The organism is Micromonospora psammae, from assembly GCF_036902725.1.
Taxonomy (GTDB): domain Bacteria; phylum Actinomycetota; class Actinomycetes; order Mycobacteriales; family Micromonosporaceae; genus Micromonospora.
In genome coordinates this window covers 1-14205 of record NZ_JBAKHM010000029.1, presented here as the reverse complement: position 1 = coordinate 14205, position 14205 = coordinate 1, and the positions used below count along the sequence as shown (strand labels likewise).

Below are 14205 nucleotides of genomic sequence, written 5' to 3'. Positions count from 1 at the left end.
ACGGATGGGGTGCTACGGGTGCTGCCGGACGGACTACCGGGCGACCCCCGCGGTGGTCCGCCGGTCCGCCGGGGGTGCGCCGGACGGGCAAAGGCGCCGGGTCACCGGGGCTCGACCACGGATCGGCTCTCGTCGTACGCGCGCAGGGTCTCCGCGTCCGGCGGGTAGGTGCCGCGCAGCGGCGCGCCGAGGGCGACCTGCTGCTGCAGGTACGTCTCCAGCTCCTCCTGCTCGCGGGCCGGCCGGGCGATCACCGGGACCAGGTGCCGGGGTACGCAGACCACCCCGTCGGCGTCGCCGACGAGGACGTCGCCCGGGTAGACGGCCACCCCGGCGCAGCCGATCGGCACCTGGAGGTCGACGGCGTGGTGCTGGGCCAGGTTGGTCATCGCCGCGGCGCCGGCGGCGAAGACGGGCAGCCGCAGCTCGGCGATGCCGCCGATGTCGCGCAGCGTGCCGTCGGTGACCATGCCGGCGGCGCCGCGCGCGGCCAGGCGGGTGAGCAGGATGTGACCGGCGGAGGCGGCGCGGCCCTGCTCCCGGCAGTCGACGACGAGGACCTGGCCGGGACCGACGGACTCCACGGCGAGGCGTTGCGGGTGGTCGTAGTCGGCGTACACGTCCAGGACGTCGATGTCCTCCCGGGCCGGGATGTAGCGCAGCGTGAACGCCTCGCCGAGCAGCCTCGGCGCGTGCGGGCTCTGGCAGCGCAGCCCGGCCAGGAACGTGTTGCGCAGGCCGTGCTTGAACAGCTGGGTGGTGATGGTGGCGGTGCTGGCGGCGCCGAGGGCGGCCAGGTCGTCGGGGTCGAGCGGGGCGAGGTCGGACCGGGCGGGGGGCGGGTTGGTCATGGCTGCTGGCCTTCTGCGGGAGCGGAGTCGAGGATCGGGTCGATCCCCGGTGGTCGGGCCTGGACGGAGAGGCCGCCGTCGACGGTGATCACCTGGCCGGTGATGTACGCGGCGTCGTCCGAGGCGAGGAAGGAGACGGCGGCGGCGATGTCGGCGCCGGTGCCGACCCGCCCGAGCGGGACGGGCAGCGCCCGGGCCCGCTTCGCGGCCGGGTCGAGGGCGTCGAACCGGTCGTTGGCGATGGCGCCGGGGGCGACGGCGTTGACCCGGATCCCGCGCGGAGCGAGGTCCAGGGCGATGGCCCGGGTGGCGGCCTCGACGGCGCCCTTGGTGGCGTCGTAGGCGACCGCGTTGCGGTGCGCCCGGGTGGCGCCGACCGAGGAGATGTTGACCACCGACCCGCCGGCCGGCATCACCCGGGCGGCGGCGACGGTGCAGAGAAAGACGCCGCGGGCGTTGACGGCGAAGCTGCGGTCCCAGTCGGCGAGGTCCAGCTCCAGCAGGGGCACCCGGCCGGCCATCGGTACGGCCGCGTTGTTGACCAGCACGTCGAGCCGGCCGTACCGGTCGACCACGGCGGCCACCATCGCCTCCACCGCGGCCGGGTCGGAGACGTCGGCCGGGAACGGCGCGGCGTCCCCGCCGAGGTCCTTGACGGCGACGGCGAGCTCGTCGGAGTCGGGGCCGTTGACCGCGACCGCGGCGCCGTCGGCGGCGAGCCGGCGGGCGATGGCCAGGCCGATGTTGCGGCCGCCCCCGGTGACCAGGGCGACCCGCCCGTCGAGCCGGCTCACCGGCCCGCCACGCCGGCCGGCGCGGCGCCGTCCGGTGCCGGACCGGCGGCCGGGGCGCGGTCGACCACGGCCGCCGCGTCGGTGGCCGCCCAGGTCAGCGGGCCGGCGCAGGCGGCCACCCGCTCCGGGTCGAGGACCATGCCCAGGCCGGGACCGTCCGGTACGCGCAGCCGCCCGCCGACGTAGCTGACCGGCTCACGGACCACGTCGCGGGTGTAGAGCAGCGGACCGACCGGGTCGCTGGGCAGCGTGACCGAGGGCGTCGCCATCGCCACGTGCGCCGCGGCGGCGGTGCCGATGGAGAGCTCCTGGGTGGTGCCGACCAGGCAGGACTTCCCGGCCGCCTCGGCGATGGCGAAGACCCGCCGGGCGGGGGTGATCCCACCGATGGCGATGACGCTGACGTTGAAGACGTCCACCGCGTCGGCGGCGGCCAGGTCCAGCGCCCACCGGAAGCTGTAGACGTGCTCGCTGACCGGCACCGGCAGCCGGTCCCGGGCGTACGCCAGGCCGCGCAGGTCGTGGTGCGGCGCCGGCGACTCGACCAGGTCGAAGCCGACGTCGGCGACCCGGTCGACGAACCGGCAGGCGGCGCGGGGGTCGAGCAGGTTGGAGAAGTCCAGCGACTTGAGGGTGATCGCGTCGCCGAACCGGTCCCGGGCGGCGCGCAGGAACGCCTCGTCGAGGTCGAGGCGGCGGCCCACGTACACCCGGAAGTGGTCGAATCCCTCGGCGACGCGGCGGGCGACCATCGCGAGGTTGCGCTCGACGTCGTCCTCGCGCTGCTGCCGGAAGACCGGGTAGGCGATCGGGACGGAGTCGCGGACCGGCCCGCCGAGCAGGTCGACCACCCGGACGCCGAGCCGCTTCGCCGCCAGGTCCCACATCGCCACGTCGACCCCGCACTTGATCGTGCGGCTCTTGTCGTAGATGTAGCCGGCCTGCGGGAAGTTGCGTTCCAGCCGCGCCTCGACCTCGGTGATGGCGAGCGCGTCGAGGCCGACGAGCAGCTCGTTGAGCGTGCCCTCGAGGTCGGCCACGTCGACGTGGTAGCGGGGCAGGTGCTGGAAGTCCGACATCTCCCCCACCCCGACCAGCTGCTCGTCGTCGGTGTGGAGTTCGACCAGTACGTGTCCGCAGGTGATGCTGCCGTGCCGGGGGGTGTTGACGGGGGTGAGCCGTACCTGGGTTATCTGGACCACTGCGCTGTCCTTCCGGTCCGGGCGTGGGTGGGGTGGCCGGGGGCCATCTCCAGCAGCCGCCGGGTGTACTCGTGGGTGGGCCGGTCGTAGATGCGTTCGGCGGGGCCCTGCTCGACGACGACACCGGCGCGCATCACCGCGATGTCGTGCGCCACCGACCGGACCACCGCCAGGTCGTGGGTGATGAACAGGTACGCCAGCCCGTGTTCGCGTTGCAGGTCGGCGAGGAGGTTGAGCACCTGGGCCTGGATGGAGACGTCCAGCGCGCTGACCGCCTCGTCGCAGACGATCAGCCGGGGGCGCAGGCCCAGCGCCCGGGCGATGGCGACGCGTTGGCGCTGCCCGCCGGAGAAGGCGGCCGGATACCGGTCCAGCGCGGCGTCGTCCAGGCCGACCTGGGCCAGCAGCCGGGCCAGCTCGGCCCGGCCGGCCTCCAGGCCGTGCACCCGCAGCGGTTCGGCGAGGATCTGCCCGACGGTCATCCGGGGGTCGAGGCTGGCGTACGGGTTCTGGAAGACCACCTGCACCTCGCGCTGCAACCGGCGCAGCTGTTCCCGGTCGGGGCGGGTGACGTCGATGCCGTCGTAGCGGACGGCGCCGCCGGTGGGTCGTTCCAGCCGCAGCAGGGTGCGGGTGAGGCTGGTCTTGCCGGAGCCGGACTCGCCGACCAGGGCCAGGGTGCGCCCGGGGTGCAACCGCAGGCTCACCCCGTCGACGGCCCGGACGTGGTCGACGACCCGGCGCAGCGGCCCCTTGCGGACCGGGTAGTGCAGCGCCACCCGGTCGAACTCGGCGATCGGCTCGCCGTCCGGCGCGGCGGCGTCGGTCGGCGCGTCGTGCTCCCCGCCGACCGGCCCGAGGGTCACGGCGCCGGCCGGCAGCGGGTTGAGGCAGGCCGCCCGCTGCTCCGGCGCGTGCAGTTCCAGCGCCGGCCGCTCGTGGTGGCAACGGTCCAGCACGACCGGGCAGCGGGGGGCGAAGGCGCAGCCGGGCGCCGGCACGCTCAGGTCGGGCGGCTGGCCCCCGATGGAGGCGAGCCGCTGCCGGGCCGGCGCGTCGAGCCGGGGGGTCGCGTCGAGCAGCGCCCGGGTGTACGGCATCCGGGGGTCGTCGAGGACCTGCCGGGTGGGGCCGGTCTCCACCACCCGGCCGGCGTACATCACCGCGACCCGGTCGGCGTGGCTGGCCACCGTGCCCAGGTCGTGGGTGATCAGGACCAGCCCCATGCCGAGGTCCCGGCGCAGCGTGTCGAGCATGTCCAGGATCTCGGCCTGCACGCCGACGTCGAGGGCGGTGGTGGGCTCGTCGGCGATGAGCAGCTTCGGCCGGGCGGCGATGGCCAGGGCGATCGCCGCCCGCTGCCGCATGCCGCCGGAGAGCTGGTGCGGGTACTGGCCGAGCCGGGACGCCGGGCCGGGCAGCCGGGCCAGCTCCAGGGCGGCCACGGCCCGGTCCCGGGCCGCGGTGCGGGAGACCGGCTCGTGGGCGCGGACCGCGTCGGCGATCTGGGTACCGAGGGTGAGCAGCGGGTTGAGCGCGGCGGACGGGTCCTGGAACACCATGGCCACCCGGCCGCCGCGGACGGAGCGCCAGCCGCGGGCGTCCAGGTCCGTGAGGTCGACGCCGTCGAGCCGGATCGCGCCGCCGGTCTCGCAGCCGGGCGGGCGCGGGGTGAGGCCGAGGACGCTGAGCGCGGTGACGGTCTTGCCGGACCCGGACTCCCCCACCACGGCGAGGGTCTCCCCCGCCTCGACGTGCAGGTCCACCCCGTCCACGGCGCGGACCGGGCCGCCGTCACCGGTGAAGGTGACGGTCAGGCCGGTGATCTCCAACAGGGACATGCGCCGGCCCTCAGGACGCGAGCTCGGCTTCGTCGAGGCGCCACTGGCCGTCGACGTTGAGCACGATCCCGGTGAGCTTGGCGCTGTGGATCAGCGGCGAGCGGGGCTGGTGCAGGAACACCCAGTAGTTCTGGCCGACGATGCGCCGCTGCACGTCGACGTACGCCTGCTTGCGCACCGCCCGGTCCTCGGTGCCGACCGCCTTCTCCAGCAGCCCGTCCAGCTCGGCGTCGGCCAGCCCGGACCAGTTGTTGGAGCCCTTGCTCGCGAAGTACGGGTCGAAGGAGAGCGACGGGTCGAGCCGGGGAATGTCGATGACCAGCAGCGCGGCGTCGAAGTCCTGCTTGCGCATCCGGTCGAGCTGGGTCTGCGCCTCCAGCACCTCGACCTTCGGGTCGAAGCCGGCGGCGGTGAGCTGGGACTGGAGCAGTTCGGCGATGGTCGGGTCGGGGGCCCGGCGCCGGGCCACGACGGTGATCGGCACCGGCCGGCCGCCGAGGGCGGCCTTCGCCTTCGCCGGGTTCAGCGGCGGCGGGGTGATGGAGCCGTCGAAGAACCAGTCGTTGCGGGTGGCGAAGGAGGGGGCGAGGTCGAACTCGCCGGCGGCCGCGGCCTTGCCGACCCCGGCCCGGTCGACGGCCATCGCGAAGGCCTCGCGCAGCTTCGGGTCGTTGAAGGGGGCGCGGGTGGTGTTGAGCGCGACGTAGTAGGAGCGGCGCACGCCGATGTCCTCCAGCACCACCTGCCGGTCGCTCTTGAGCTGGCCGAACTCCTCCGGCGGCAGCACCCGGACCAGTTGCACCCCACCGGTGGAGATCTCGGCGCGCAGCACCTTGGTGTCGGTGACGAAGCGGTAGACGACCTGGTCGAGCCGGGGCAGGGCGGTGCCGTCGGCGGCCTTGCGCCAGTACTTCGGGTTGCGCTTGCCGGTGAGCTGGACCTTGGAGCGCCAGGCGTCGAAGACGAACGGGCCGGTGCCGACCGGTTTGCGGCCGTACTCGCCGGCCTTGACGGCGGTGGGCGAGGCCATCATGCCGGGTTCGTGGGCGAGCTGGACCAGCAGCAGCGGATCGGTGGCCTTCAGGGTCAGGCGCAGCGTCCTCGGGTCGACCACGTCGACGGCGGCGAGTTTCTTCAACGCGCCGGCCTTGGTGGACTTGGTCGCCGGGTCGATGACCCGGCGCAGGTTGAACGCGGCGGCCTCGGCGTCGAACGGGGTGCCGTCGTGGAAGGTCACCCCCGCGCGCAGGGTGAAGGTGACGGTGGTGCCCTCGACGGTCCACTTCTCGGCCAGCGCCGGGACGAACGAGCCGTCGCGCTGCTGGCGCAGCAGGGTGTCGTAGAAGAGGTTGAGCACGCTGCGGTCGGAGGATATGGCGCTGCTCAGCGCCGGGTCCAGGGTGGTGGGTTCGTTGTCGAAGCCGACGGTGAGGGTGCCGCCGCGGCCCTTGGCGCCGGCGCTGTCGCCGCTGCCGCAGCCGGCGAGGGCGCCGGCCGCGATGAGGGCGACGCCACCGCCGAGCAGCGCCCGGCGGGTGAGCGCCGGCCGGTGGGACGGGTGGGGGAAGGAAGGTGCGGCCATGGTGGGGGATCCCTTCCGGGAGGAAGTGGTGGGGTTGCGGGGTGGGGGAGCTACCGGGCCGGGGTGAGGTCCGGGCGGTGGGCGTCCAGCGCGTCGCGCAGGGCGTCGGCGAGCAGGTTGAACGCGGCGATGGTGAGCAGGATCGCCAGGCCGGGGAAGACGCTCAGCGACCAGCTGGCGTCGAGGTGGTCGGTGCCGGCCGCGACCATCGCGCCCCAGCTGGGCTGCGGCGGCTGGACGCCGAGGCCGAGGAAGCTCAGCGACGCCTCGGCGATGATCGCGGTGGAGGCCTGCAGGGCGGCGAAGACGAACAGCGTGCCGGCCAGGTGCGGCAGCAGGTGCCGGCGCAGCAGGGCGGGGGTGGGCAGGCCGACGATGTGGGCGGCGGAGACCCATTCGCGGGTCCGCAGGGAGAGCACCTCCGCCCGGACGACCCGGGCGAAGCGGGGGGTGGTGACCACGGCGATGGCGATCAGCGCGTTGCGCAGCCCGGGGCCGAGCGCGGCGACCACGGTCAGCGCCAGCACCAGCAGCGGGAAGGCCAGCAGCCCGTCGACGGTGCGCATCAGCACCGCGTCGAGCCAGCCGCCGCGGTAGCCGGCGAAGAGGCCGAGCAGCGTGCCGAGGACGAGGGCGGCGCCGACGGCGACGGTGGCGACCGCGACGGTGACGGTGGCGCCGTCGACGATCCGGGCCAGCACGTCGCGGCCGAGTTCGTCGGTGCCGAGCGGGTGCCGGCCGCTCGGGCCGGCGAGCAGCCGTTCGGTGTCGGTGGCCCGGCTGCGGGCGGAGATCAGGGGGCTGGCCGCGGCGGCGAGGACGACGGCCGCCAGCACCGGCAGGGCGAAGCGGGCGCGACGGTCGCGCAGCAGCCGGGTGAGCACGGGCCGGCGCGCGGCCCGGGTGGGGGTGGTGTCGACGGGCATGGCGGCCTGCTCTCAGTAGGTGATGCGCGGGTCGAGCCAGGCGTAGATCAGGTCGGTGACGAGGTTGACCAGCAGGACGAAGGTGACGACGACCAGCACGGCGCCCTGGACCACGGGCAGGTCGCGGCTGAAGATCCCGTTGACGATGAGGGTGCCCATGCCGGGCAGGGTGAAGATGGTCTCGGTGACCACGGTGGCGCTCATCAGCGCGCCGATCTGCAACGCGGTGACCGTGACGACGGGGACCATGGCGTTGCGCAGCGCGTAGACGGTGACGATCCGGCGCCGGCCGATCCCGGTGGCCTGGGCGGTGCGGATGTAGTCCTCGCCGAGCGCGGCGAGCAGCGAGCCGCGGGTCTGGCGCAGCACCACCGCGACCACGGTGGAGCCGACGGTGACGGCGGGCAGCACCATCCGTACCAGGTTGCCGGCCGGGTCCTCGGTGAACGGCACGTACCCGGACGGCGGGACGACCCGCAGCCAGATCGCGAAGACGCCGATGAGCAGCGCGGCGAGGTAGAAGTGCGGGGTGGACAGGGCCAGCACGCCGATCCCGGTCAGCGCGTGGTCGGTGGCGGTGCGGCGGCGTACCGCGGCGAGGACGCCGGCGGGGATGCCGATCGCGACGGCGAGCAGCAGCGCGATGAGTCCGAGTTCGACGGTGGCGGGCAGCCGGTCGACGATCACCCCGGCGACGGGTTCGCCGGTCAGCCAGGAGCTGCCGAGGTCGCCGGTGAGGACCCCGCCGATCCAGTCGACGAACTGCCGCCAGAGCGGGGCGTCGAGCCCCAGGTCCGCGCGGAGGGCGGCCCGGTCGGCGGCGCTGGCCTCCTGGCCGAGGATCGAGGTGGTGGGGTCGCCGGGCAGCAGCCGCAGCAGGACGAAGAGCAGCACGGAGACGATGAACAGCACGGGGATCAGCTGCGCCACCCGGCGCAGCAGGTAACCGGTCATCGGGCCGCCACCTCCGCCCGCCGTCGCGCCGGCGGCGCCGGGGGCCGTGCCGGTGGGGCGTGGACGTCGCGCAGCAGGTCGAGACGGTCGGCGGGCATCAGGTCGTAGGCGTACAGGGCGATGGAGTCGGCGCCGGCGTGGCGGGCCGCGGCGATCGCCGCCCGCGCCTCGGCGGGCGTGCCGGCCCCGTTCCAGCCGGCGGTGAGGGTGCGGGCGTGGGGGCGGGCGGCGGCCAGGTCGGCGGTGAGGGCGGCGAGGTCCCCGCCGAGGTGGGTCACGGTGAGCCCGCCGGCCACGGCGGCCAGGGCGGCGAGGTCGCCGCCGGCCTTGCCGTCGGTGGCGTACGGGTCGGCGGTGGCGCGCAGCTGGACACCGGTGCCGTCGGCGGCGGCGACCGCCGCGCCGACGAGGCGCCGCAGGAGGCGGGCGCGGACGGCCTGCACCGCGTCACGCAGCTGCGCGCCCAGGGCCTCGGCGGCGTCGGTGGCGATCTCCGGGGCCGCCGGCCGGGGCCGGTCGAGCTGGGCCCGGACGGTGGCGCGGACCCGCCCGGCCAGCTCCGCCGGGTCGACACCGGCGGCGGTGTACGCGGCGGCGCAGGCGGGGCAGTGGCAGAGGGAGAGCAGCCAGCGGTCGACGGGGCGCAGCGGGACGCCGGTCTTGTCGTGGGCGCCCTGGTGCGCCCAGCCGAGCCAGCTGAACGCCTCCAGGTCGAGCCCGGTGACGCCGGGCGCGGCGGCGGCCCGCCCGGCCAGCGCGGCGGCGTAGTCGACCACCTCGCCCTGGGCCGGGCAGAGCGCGTGCCGGTACGGGTGGTCGAAGGCGTTGCGCAGGGCGAGGTCCGGGCGGGCGGTGGCCAGGGCGGACTGGTGCAGCCCGACCAGCCAGGCGGTGACCTCGACGCCGCGGGCGGTCAGCGCCGCGGTGGCGGTGTCGGCCAGAGCGGCGACGGTGGCCGGCCAGAGCGGCGCGGGGGTGGCCGGGCCGGCGCCGGTCGGCGCGGCGGGTGCGGTGGTGAACCAGAGTCCGGCGTCGAGGTCCGCCACGGCCGCCGGGTCGCTGCTGCTGAGCAGCCATCGTCCGCTGTGGTAGGCGTGGGCGAGCCGGACCCCCGAGACGCCGGCGTCGGCGAGCCGGGCGGCCTGCCCGGCGGCGTCGCGGCGGAACGAGACCGGGTGGGCGTAGACCTCGGGTCTCATCGGTCGGCCTGTTCGCCGAGGACCGCGACCAGGGTCGCCGCCGCCTTCTCGATGTGCGCCCGGGTGAGCCGCTCGGCCAGTTCGGCGTCGCCGGACTCGGCGGCCTCCAGCATCGCCTCGTGCTCGGCCGACTCCTGCTCGAAGGTCGCCCGCAGCCGCCAGCCGGCGGTGGCGACGAAGGCGGTCAGGTCCTGGAGCTGGTCGAGGAAGCCGCAGAGGAAGGTGTTGCCGCAGACGAGGTAGAGCTCCCGGTGGAAGCGCCGGTTGGCGATGCCGAGCCCGGCGGTCTCCCCGGTGCCGATCAGCGCGGCGGCATCGGCCAGGGCGGTGCGGGCCGCGTCGAAGCGGCCGGCGGCCTGGGCGCCCAGCCGGACGGCGGCCGGTTCGACGCTGGCGCGGGCGGTGTAGAGCTGGCGGACGGTTTCGGCGTCTATCCGGCGGACGCTGACCCCCTGGTAGGCGTTGATCTCGACCAGGCCGCTGGAGTGCAGCTGCTTGAGCGCCTCGCGGACCGGGGTCTTGGAGACGCCGAGCAGCTCGGCGAGCTCCCGTTCGACGAGGGGGCGTCCGGGTTGGAGGGTGCCGTCCAATATGGCCCGACGCAGCGCGTCCCGGACCCGGTCGGCCCGGGAGGCGGGCTGTTCCAGTGGCAGTGCGGTGACCGGTGCGGCGGTGGAGTCCGCTGTGGTCGGAAGGAGCGATCGCGGCATGGCAGTATCGTGGTATACCACGATGCCAGTGGCAACCCTTCGAGGCGGAATTTCTTCACGGACCGCTCACCGCCCCGTCATCACCTCGACACAGGAGTCCGACGTGGACCACCCATCCCCCACCCCCGCCGCCGTCCTGACCAGCACCGCGACCGCCGCGCTCGCCGACAGCTCCCTCACCGACCGGGCCGGCTGGCTGCGCGCCGCGGCCGACGTCCTGGACGGGCACGCCGACGAGATCGTCCGGCTCGCCGACGAGGAGACCCACCTCGGCGCCGCCCGGCTCACCGGCGAACTGGCCCGCACCACCGGACAGCTGCGGCTCTTCGCCGACGCCGTCGAGGAAGGCTCCTTCCTCGACGCCACCATCGACCACGCCGACCCGGACGTCCCCCGCCCCGACGTACGCCGGATGATGCGGCCGCTGGGCCCGGTCGCCGTCTTCGCCGCCAGCAACTTCCCGCTCGCCTTCTCCGTCGCCGGCGGCGACACCGCGTCCGCCCTGGCCGCCGGCTGCCCGGTCGTGGTCAAGGCGCACGAGGGCCACCCCCGGTTGTCCGACCTGGTCGGCGGGCTGCTGGCCACGGTGCTGCCGGCCGGCGCGGTCACGGTGCTGCACGGCCGGGAGGCCGGCCGCGCCCTGGTGCGCGACCCGGCCATCCGGGCGGTCGGCTTCACCGGCTCGCTCACTGGCGGGCGGGCGCTGTTCGACCTTGCCGCCGGCCGCCCGGACCCGATCCCGTTCTACGGCGAACTGGGCTCGCTCAACCCGGTCGTCGTCACCCCCGCCGCGGTGGCCGCCCGCGGCGAGGCCGTCGCCCGCGACTTCGTCGCCTCCTTCACGCTGGGCAGCGGCCAGTTCTGCACCAAGCCGGGCCTGCTGTTCCTGCCCGCCGGGCACGGACTGGAGGCGGCGCTGGTCGAGGCCGTGGCCGCGGTGCGACCCGGGCCGCTGCTCGGCGAGTGGATCCGTACCGGCTTCGACGAGCGGCTCGCCGCGCTCGCCGCGCTGCCCGGCGTCCGAGGGCTGGTCGCCCCCGCGCTGGGCGACGGGCACACCGCGTCGGCCGCGCTGCTCACCGTGCCGGCCGCCCGGTTCGCCGCCGAGCCGGCGGCGGCGCAGGAGTGCTTCGGCCCCGCGTCGCTGGTCATCGAGTACGCCGACCGCGCCGACCTGCTGGCGGCGCTCGCCGCCGTCCCCGGCTCACTGACGGCCACCGTGCACGGCGAGTCCGACGACGACGCCGACCTGGTACGCGCCGTGCTGGACCTGGCCACCGAACGGGCCGGCCGGGTCGTCTGGAACGGCTGGCCGACCGGTGTCACGGTCGGCTGGGCCATGCACCACGGCGGGCCGTGGCCGTCGACCACCGCGCCGCTGCACACCAGCGTGGGCGTGGCCGCGATCCGCCGCTTCCTGCGGCCGGTGGCCTACCAGAACCTGCCCGACGCGCTGCTGCCCGAGGCGCTGCGCGAGGCCAACCCGCTCGGGCTGCCCCGCCGGGTGGACGGGCGGCTGCGGGAGCCGGTCGCGGCGACGTCGCGCTGAGCGCCGCCGGCGTCCCGGCCCGCCCGGGACGTCGGCCACCGGCCCGCCGCGACGACTTTCCCGGTTTCGGTAACGCGGACCGGTCCGCCGCGGTCTCCATCCGACCCGCCCGGTTGCCCGGGCACCGGCCGGAGGAGGAGAAGTGACACACCGCAGGGTGCGAGCAGCGTGGGCCGCCGGGCCCGGGACCGCCGACCGGACGACCGGGAGGCGGCGGTGAACTGGGGTGACCTGGTCGCGTTCGGCGCGGTGGCCGAGGAGCTGAACTTCACCCGGGCCGCGGCCCGGCTGCACATCACCCAGCCGGCCCTGTCGGTGCGGATCCGCCGGCTGGAGACGTCCCTGGGGGCGCGGCTGCTCGACCGCAGCACCCGGCGCACGTCGCTGACGCCGGCCGGCCGGGTCCTCGCCGACTGGGTCGCACAGACCGCCGCCGGCTGGCAGCAGGTCCAGGCGGAGGTCGCCCGGCACGCCGCCGCCGGGGCGGATCCACAGCCGCCGGTCGCGCCCCCGCCGGCCGCCCGGCCGGCGACCACCGCGCCAGCCGCGAGCGGGCCGGTGGCCACCGCGCCAGCTGCCACCGTGCCGGCGGACACCGCGCCGGCCCGGCGATCGGCGGCGGGACCGGCGACCCGGCGGACGGTCCGGCTGGGCGTCTGCGGGGTCGAGCCGGACCGGCTGCCCGACCTGCTGGCCCGCCCGGCGACGGACTGGCAGGTCGGGCGGGGCGGGTCACCGGCCGACCTGGTCGCGCTGCTGCGCGGCGGCCGGGTGGAGCTCGCCCTGTGGTGCCGGTGGCCGGCGGGCGAAGCGGTCGACCTGGCCGGGCTGGCCAGCAGCGCCGTCGGCGGCACGCCGCTGCGGGTGGTCCTGCCCCGGCGCCACCGGCTCGCCGGCGCCACGCTGCTCGACCTGGCCGACCTGGCCGACGAGGAGTGGACCGCCGGCCCCGACGCCCGGCTGCGGGCCGCCCTGGTCGAGACGTGCCTGCGGGTGGGCGGCTTCGTACCCCGGCTGACCCACGGGCCCGGGCCCGGCGCGGCCGGCGGCGCGGTCGCCCTCGCCGGTCCCCTGACCGACGCCGAACCGGGAACGGTGCGCCGGCCGTTCCGCCACGCACCGCGCCCGATCCTGGAACTGGCCTGGAACCCCCGGACCGTTCCTGAGTCGCTGCCCCGGGGCGCCCAGGCCGCGCTGCGGGCCGCCGTCGCCCAGGTGCCGGCCGGGCGGCGGGGGCGTCCGTCGTCCTGCCCCACGGCGGGAACGCAACACCCGGCGGTGAACGGCGGGTGGGCACCGCGTCGCCCGCCGCACTCCATCGTCAGCGGACGGAACGGCTCACCGGTCGGCGCGGCGTGATCCCCGGGGTGGTCCGTCGCCGGTTCCCGTCCGGGCGGCCGGGCGGCGCGCAGTCATGTTCGATTCGACATGATCGGCGATTTGGAGGCGTCGTCACCCTTAGCGAGCGCATAAGTCGCCTTCTCGGCCGGCCTGCGGCACACATCGGACGGTTATGCTCGCCGCCCCGGCGGGTGCGGTGGCCCGCCACCGAGACCGGATGCGGGAACGAGTGTCCAGTGACGTCGAGCGGCCGGTCCGGCCGGGCGGTTCCGTCGAGGAGACCGGACGGCTGGTCGTCGCGGCGCAGGGCGGTGACCGCGGCGCGCTCGACCGGCTGCTCCGGGAGCACCTGCCGCTGGTCCACAACGTCGCCGCGCGTACCCTCGGCGCCGCCGACGCCGACGACGTCACCCAGGAGACGCTGATCCGCGCCCTCACCGGGCTCCGGCGACTGCGCCAACCGGCGAGCTTCCGTTCCTGGCTGGTGGCCATCGCGCTGCGGGAGACCCGCCGGCACGGGCGGCGGATCGGCGCGGACCGGCAGCACCTCACCGCCCTGGACGCCGACGACGCCGACGACCGCGGCGGCGCCGACGACACCGCCGTGCACCGGGTGGAGCTGAGCCGGCAACGCCGGCGGATGGCCGCCGCCACCCGCTGGCTCGACGCCGGCGACCGGGAACTGCTCAACGTATGGTGGTTGACCGAGGTCGGCGCCCTGGAACGGGCCGAGCTGCCCCGGATCCTCGGCGTCTCCCCCGCCCACGCCCGGGTCCGCCTGCACCGGCTGCACGCCCGGGTGGAGTCGGCGCGGCGGATCATCGAGGCGGTCGACCGGGCCGGCGGGCCGGACGGCTGCCCGCCGCTGCGCGAGCTGCTGCGGCGCTGGGACGGCCGACCGACGCCGGCCTGGCGCAAACGACTCGCCCGCCACCTCGACCAGTGCCCGCGCTGCCGGTCGGCGGGCGGCCCGCTGCTGCCACCGGAGCGCCTGCTGGCCGCCGTACCCCTGCTGGTGCCGCCGGCCGAGCTGGCCGACACCGTCTCCGGCCGGCTCACCGCCGCCGGCGCGGCGGGTGCCCCGGCGGCGTCCCGGCTGGTCCGCGCGGGCGCCGCCGTGGTCGCGGTGCTGGTGGTGGCGCTCGGCGTCGGGGTGACGCTGCGCGACCGGCCGCCGCAGCGAGGCGCGGCGGTCGCGCCCCCGGCGAGCCCGACCGCCGCGCCGACGCCGTCGCTGTCGCCGTCGGCGCGGCAAG

12 protein-coding genes are annotated in these 14205 nt (G+C 76.1%); 3 read left to right on the top strand and 9 right to left on the bottom strand.

Going from position 1 to position 14205, the window contains the following annotated elements; genetic code table 11:
* Nucleotides 1-101: 101 nt before the first annotated feature.
* Genes V6U79_RS26015 through V6U79_RS25975 form a run of 9 tightly spaced genes read right to left on the bottom strand, consistent with a single transcriptional unit; the run spans nt 102 to nt 10059 of the window.
* On the bottom strand, nt 102-851 hold the full coding sequence (locus tag V6U79_RS26015) for a ribonuclease activity regulator RraA (protein WP_334616162.1): 750 nt from the start codon (nt 849-851) through the stop codon (nt 102-104).
* Entirely contained in the window at nt 848-1645 is a 798-nt protein-coding gene (locus tag V6U79_RS26010; protein WP_334616161.1) for an SDR family NAD(P)-dependent oxidoreductase, read from the bottom strand. Before V6U79_RS26010 ends, V6U79_RS26015 begins: the two co-directional genes overlap by 4 nt.
* On the bottom strand, nt 1642-2847 hold the full coding sequence (locus V6U79_RS26005) for a mandelate racemase/muconate lactonizing enzyme family protein (protein ID WP_334616160.1): 1206 nt from the start codon (nt 2845-2847) through the stop codon (nt 1642-1644). Before V6U79_RS26005 ends, V6U79_RS26010 begins: the two co-directional genes overlap by 4 nt.
* Nucleotides 2835-4688: an ABC transporter ATP-binding protein gene (locus V6U79_RS26000; RefSeq protein ID WP_334616159.1), complete on the bottom strand. Its 1854-nt coding sequence runs from the start codon at nt 4686-4688 to the stop codon at nt 2835-2837. The genes V6U79_RS26005 and V6U79_RS26000 overlap by 13 nt, the downstream gene beginning before the upstream one ends.
* A 10-nt stretch (nt 4689-4698) precedes the next feature.
* Nucleotides 4699-6270, bottom strand: a complete 1572-nt coding sequence (locus V6U79_RS25995; protein ID WP_334616158.1) for an ABC transporter substrate-binding protein — start codon at nt 6268-6270, stop codon at nt 4699-4701.
* Between the two features lie 50 nt (nt 6271-6320).
* Nucleotides 6321-7196: an ABC transporter permease gene (locus tag V6U79_RS25990; RefSeq protein ID WP_334520613.1), complete on the bottom strand. Its 876-nt coding sequence runs from the start codon at nt 7194-7196 to the stop codon at nt 6321-6323.
* A gap of 12 nt (nt 7197-7208) precedes the next feature.
* Nucleotides 7209-8150, bottom strand: coding sequence for an ABC transporter permease (locus V6U79_RS25985; protein ID WP_334616156.1), 942 nt, complete (start codon nt 8148-8150; stop codon nt 7209-7211).
* A complete protein-coding gene (locus V6U79_RS25980; RefSeq protein ID WP_334616154.1) occupies nt 8147-9349 on the bottom strand; it encodes a hypothetical protein in 1203 nt (400 codons plus the stop codon). The genes V6U79_RS25985 and V6U79_RS25980 overlap by 4 nt, the downstream gene beginning before the upstream one ends.
* On the bottom strand, nt 9346-10059 hold the full coding sequence (locus V6U79_RS25975; RefSeq protein WP_334616153.1) for a GntR family transcriptional regulator: 714 nt from the start codon (nt 10057-10059) through the stop codon (nt 9346-9348). Before V6U79_RS25975 ends, V6U79_RS25980 begins: the two co-directional genes overlap by 4 nt.
* Before the next feature lie 103 nt (nt 10060-10162).
* Between V6U79_RS25975 and V6U79_RS25970 the strand changes: the two genes are divergently transcribed.
* The 3 genes from V6U79_RS25970 to V6U79_RS25960 form a co-directional block, all read left to right on the top strand.
* Nucleotides 10163-11608: an aldehyde dehydrogenase (NADP(+)) gene (locus V6U79_RS25970; protein ID WP_334616152.1), complete on the top strand. Its 1446-nt coding sequence runs from the start codon at nt 10163-10165 to the stop codon at nt 11606-11608.
* Between the two features lie 168 nt (nt 11609-11776).
* The gene (locus tag V6U79_RS25965) at nt 11777-12967 is read left to right on the top strand and encodes a LysR family transcriptional regulator (RefSeq protein ID WP_334616151.1); all 1191 of its coding nucleotides are present in this window, start codon (nt 11777-11779) and stop codon (nt 12965-12967) included.
* A 199-nt stretch (nt 12968-13166) separates the two neighbouring features.
* A partial coding sequence (locus V6U79_RS25960) for an RNA polymerase sigma factor (protein WP_334616150.1) occupies nt 13167-14205 on the top strand: 1039 nt, incomplete at its 3' end.

Coding starts and splice junctions, on each gene's coding strand:
- V6U79_RS25980 (WP_334616154.1), bottom strand. CDS start 9,349: ATGAGACCCGAGGTCTACGCCCACCCGGTCTCGTTCCGCCGCGACGCC.
- V6U79_RS25995 (WP_334616158.1), bottom strand. CDS start 6,270: ATGGCCGCACCTTCCTTCCCCCACCCGTCCCACCGGCCGGCGCTCACC.
- V6U79_RS25985 (WP_334616156.1), bottom strand. CDS start 8,150: ATGACCGGTTACCTGCTGCGCCGGGTGGCGCAGCTGATCCCCGTGCTG.
- V6U79_RS26000 (WP_334616159.1), bottom strand. CDS start 4,688: ATGTCCCTGTTGGAGATCACCGGCCTGACCGTCACCTTCACCGGTGAC.
- V6U79_RS25975 (WP_334616153.1), bottom strand. CDS start 10,059: ATGCCGCGATCGCTCCTTCCGACCACAGCGGACTCCACCGCCGCACCG.
- V6U79_RS25990 (WP_334520613.1), bottom strand. CDS start 7,196: ATGCCCGTCGACACCACCCCCACCCGGGCCGCGCGCCGGCCCGTGCTC.
- V6U79_RS26015 (WP_334616162.1), bottom strand. CDS start 851: ATGACCAACCCGCCCCCCGCCCGGTCCGACCTCGCCCCGCTCGACCCC.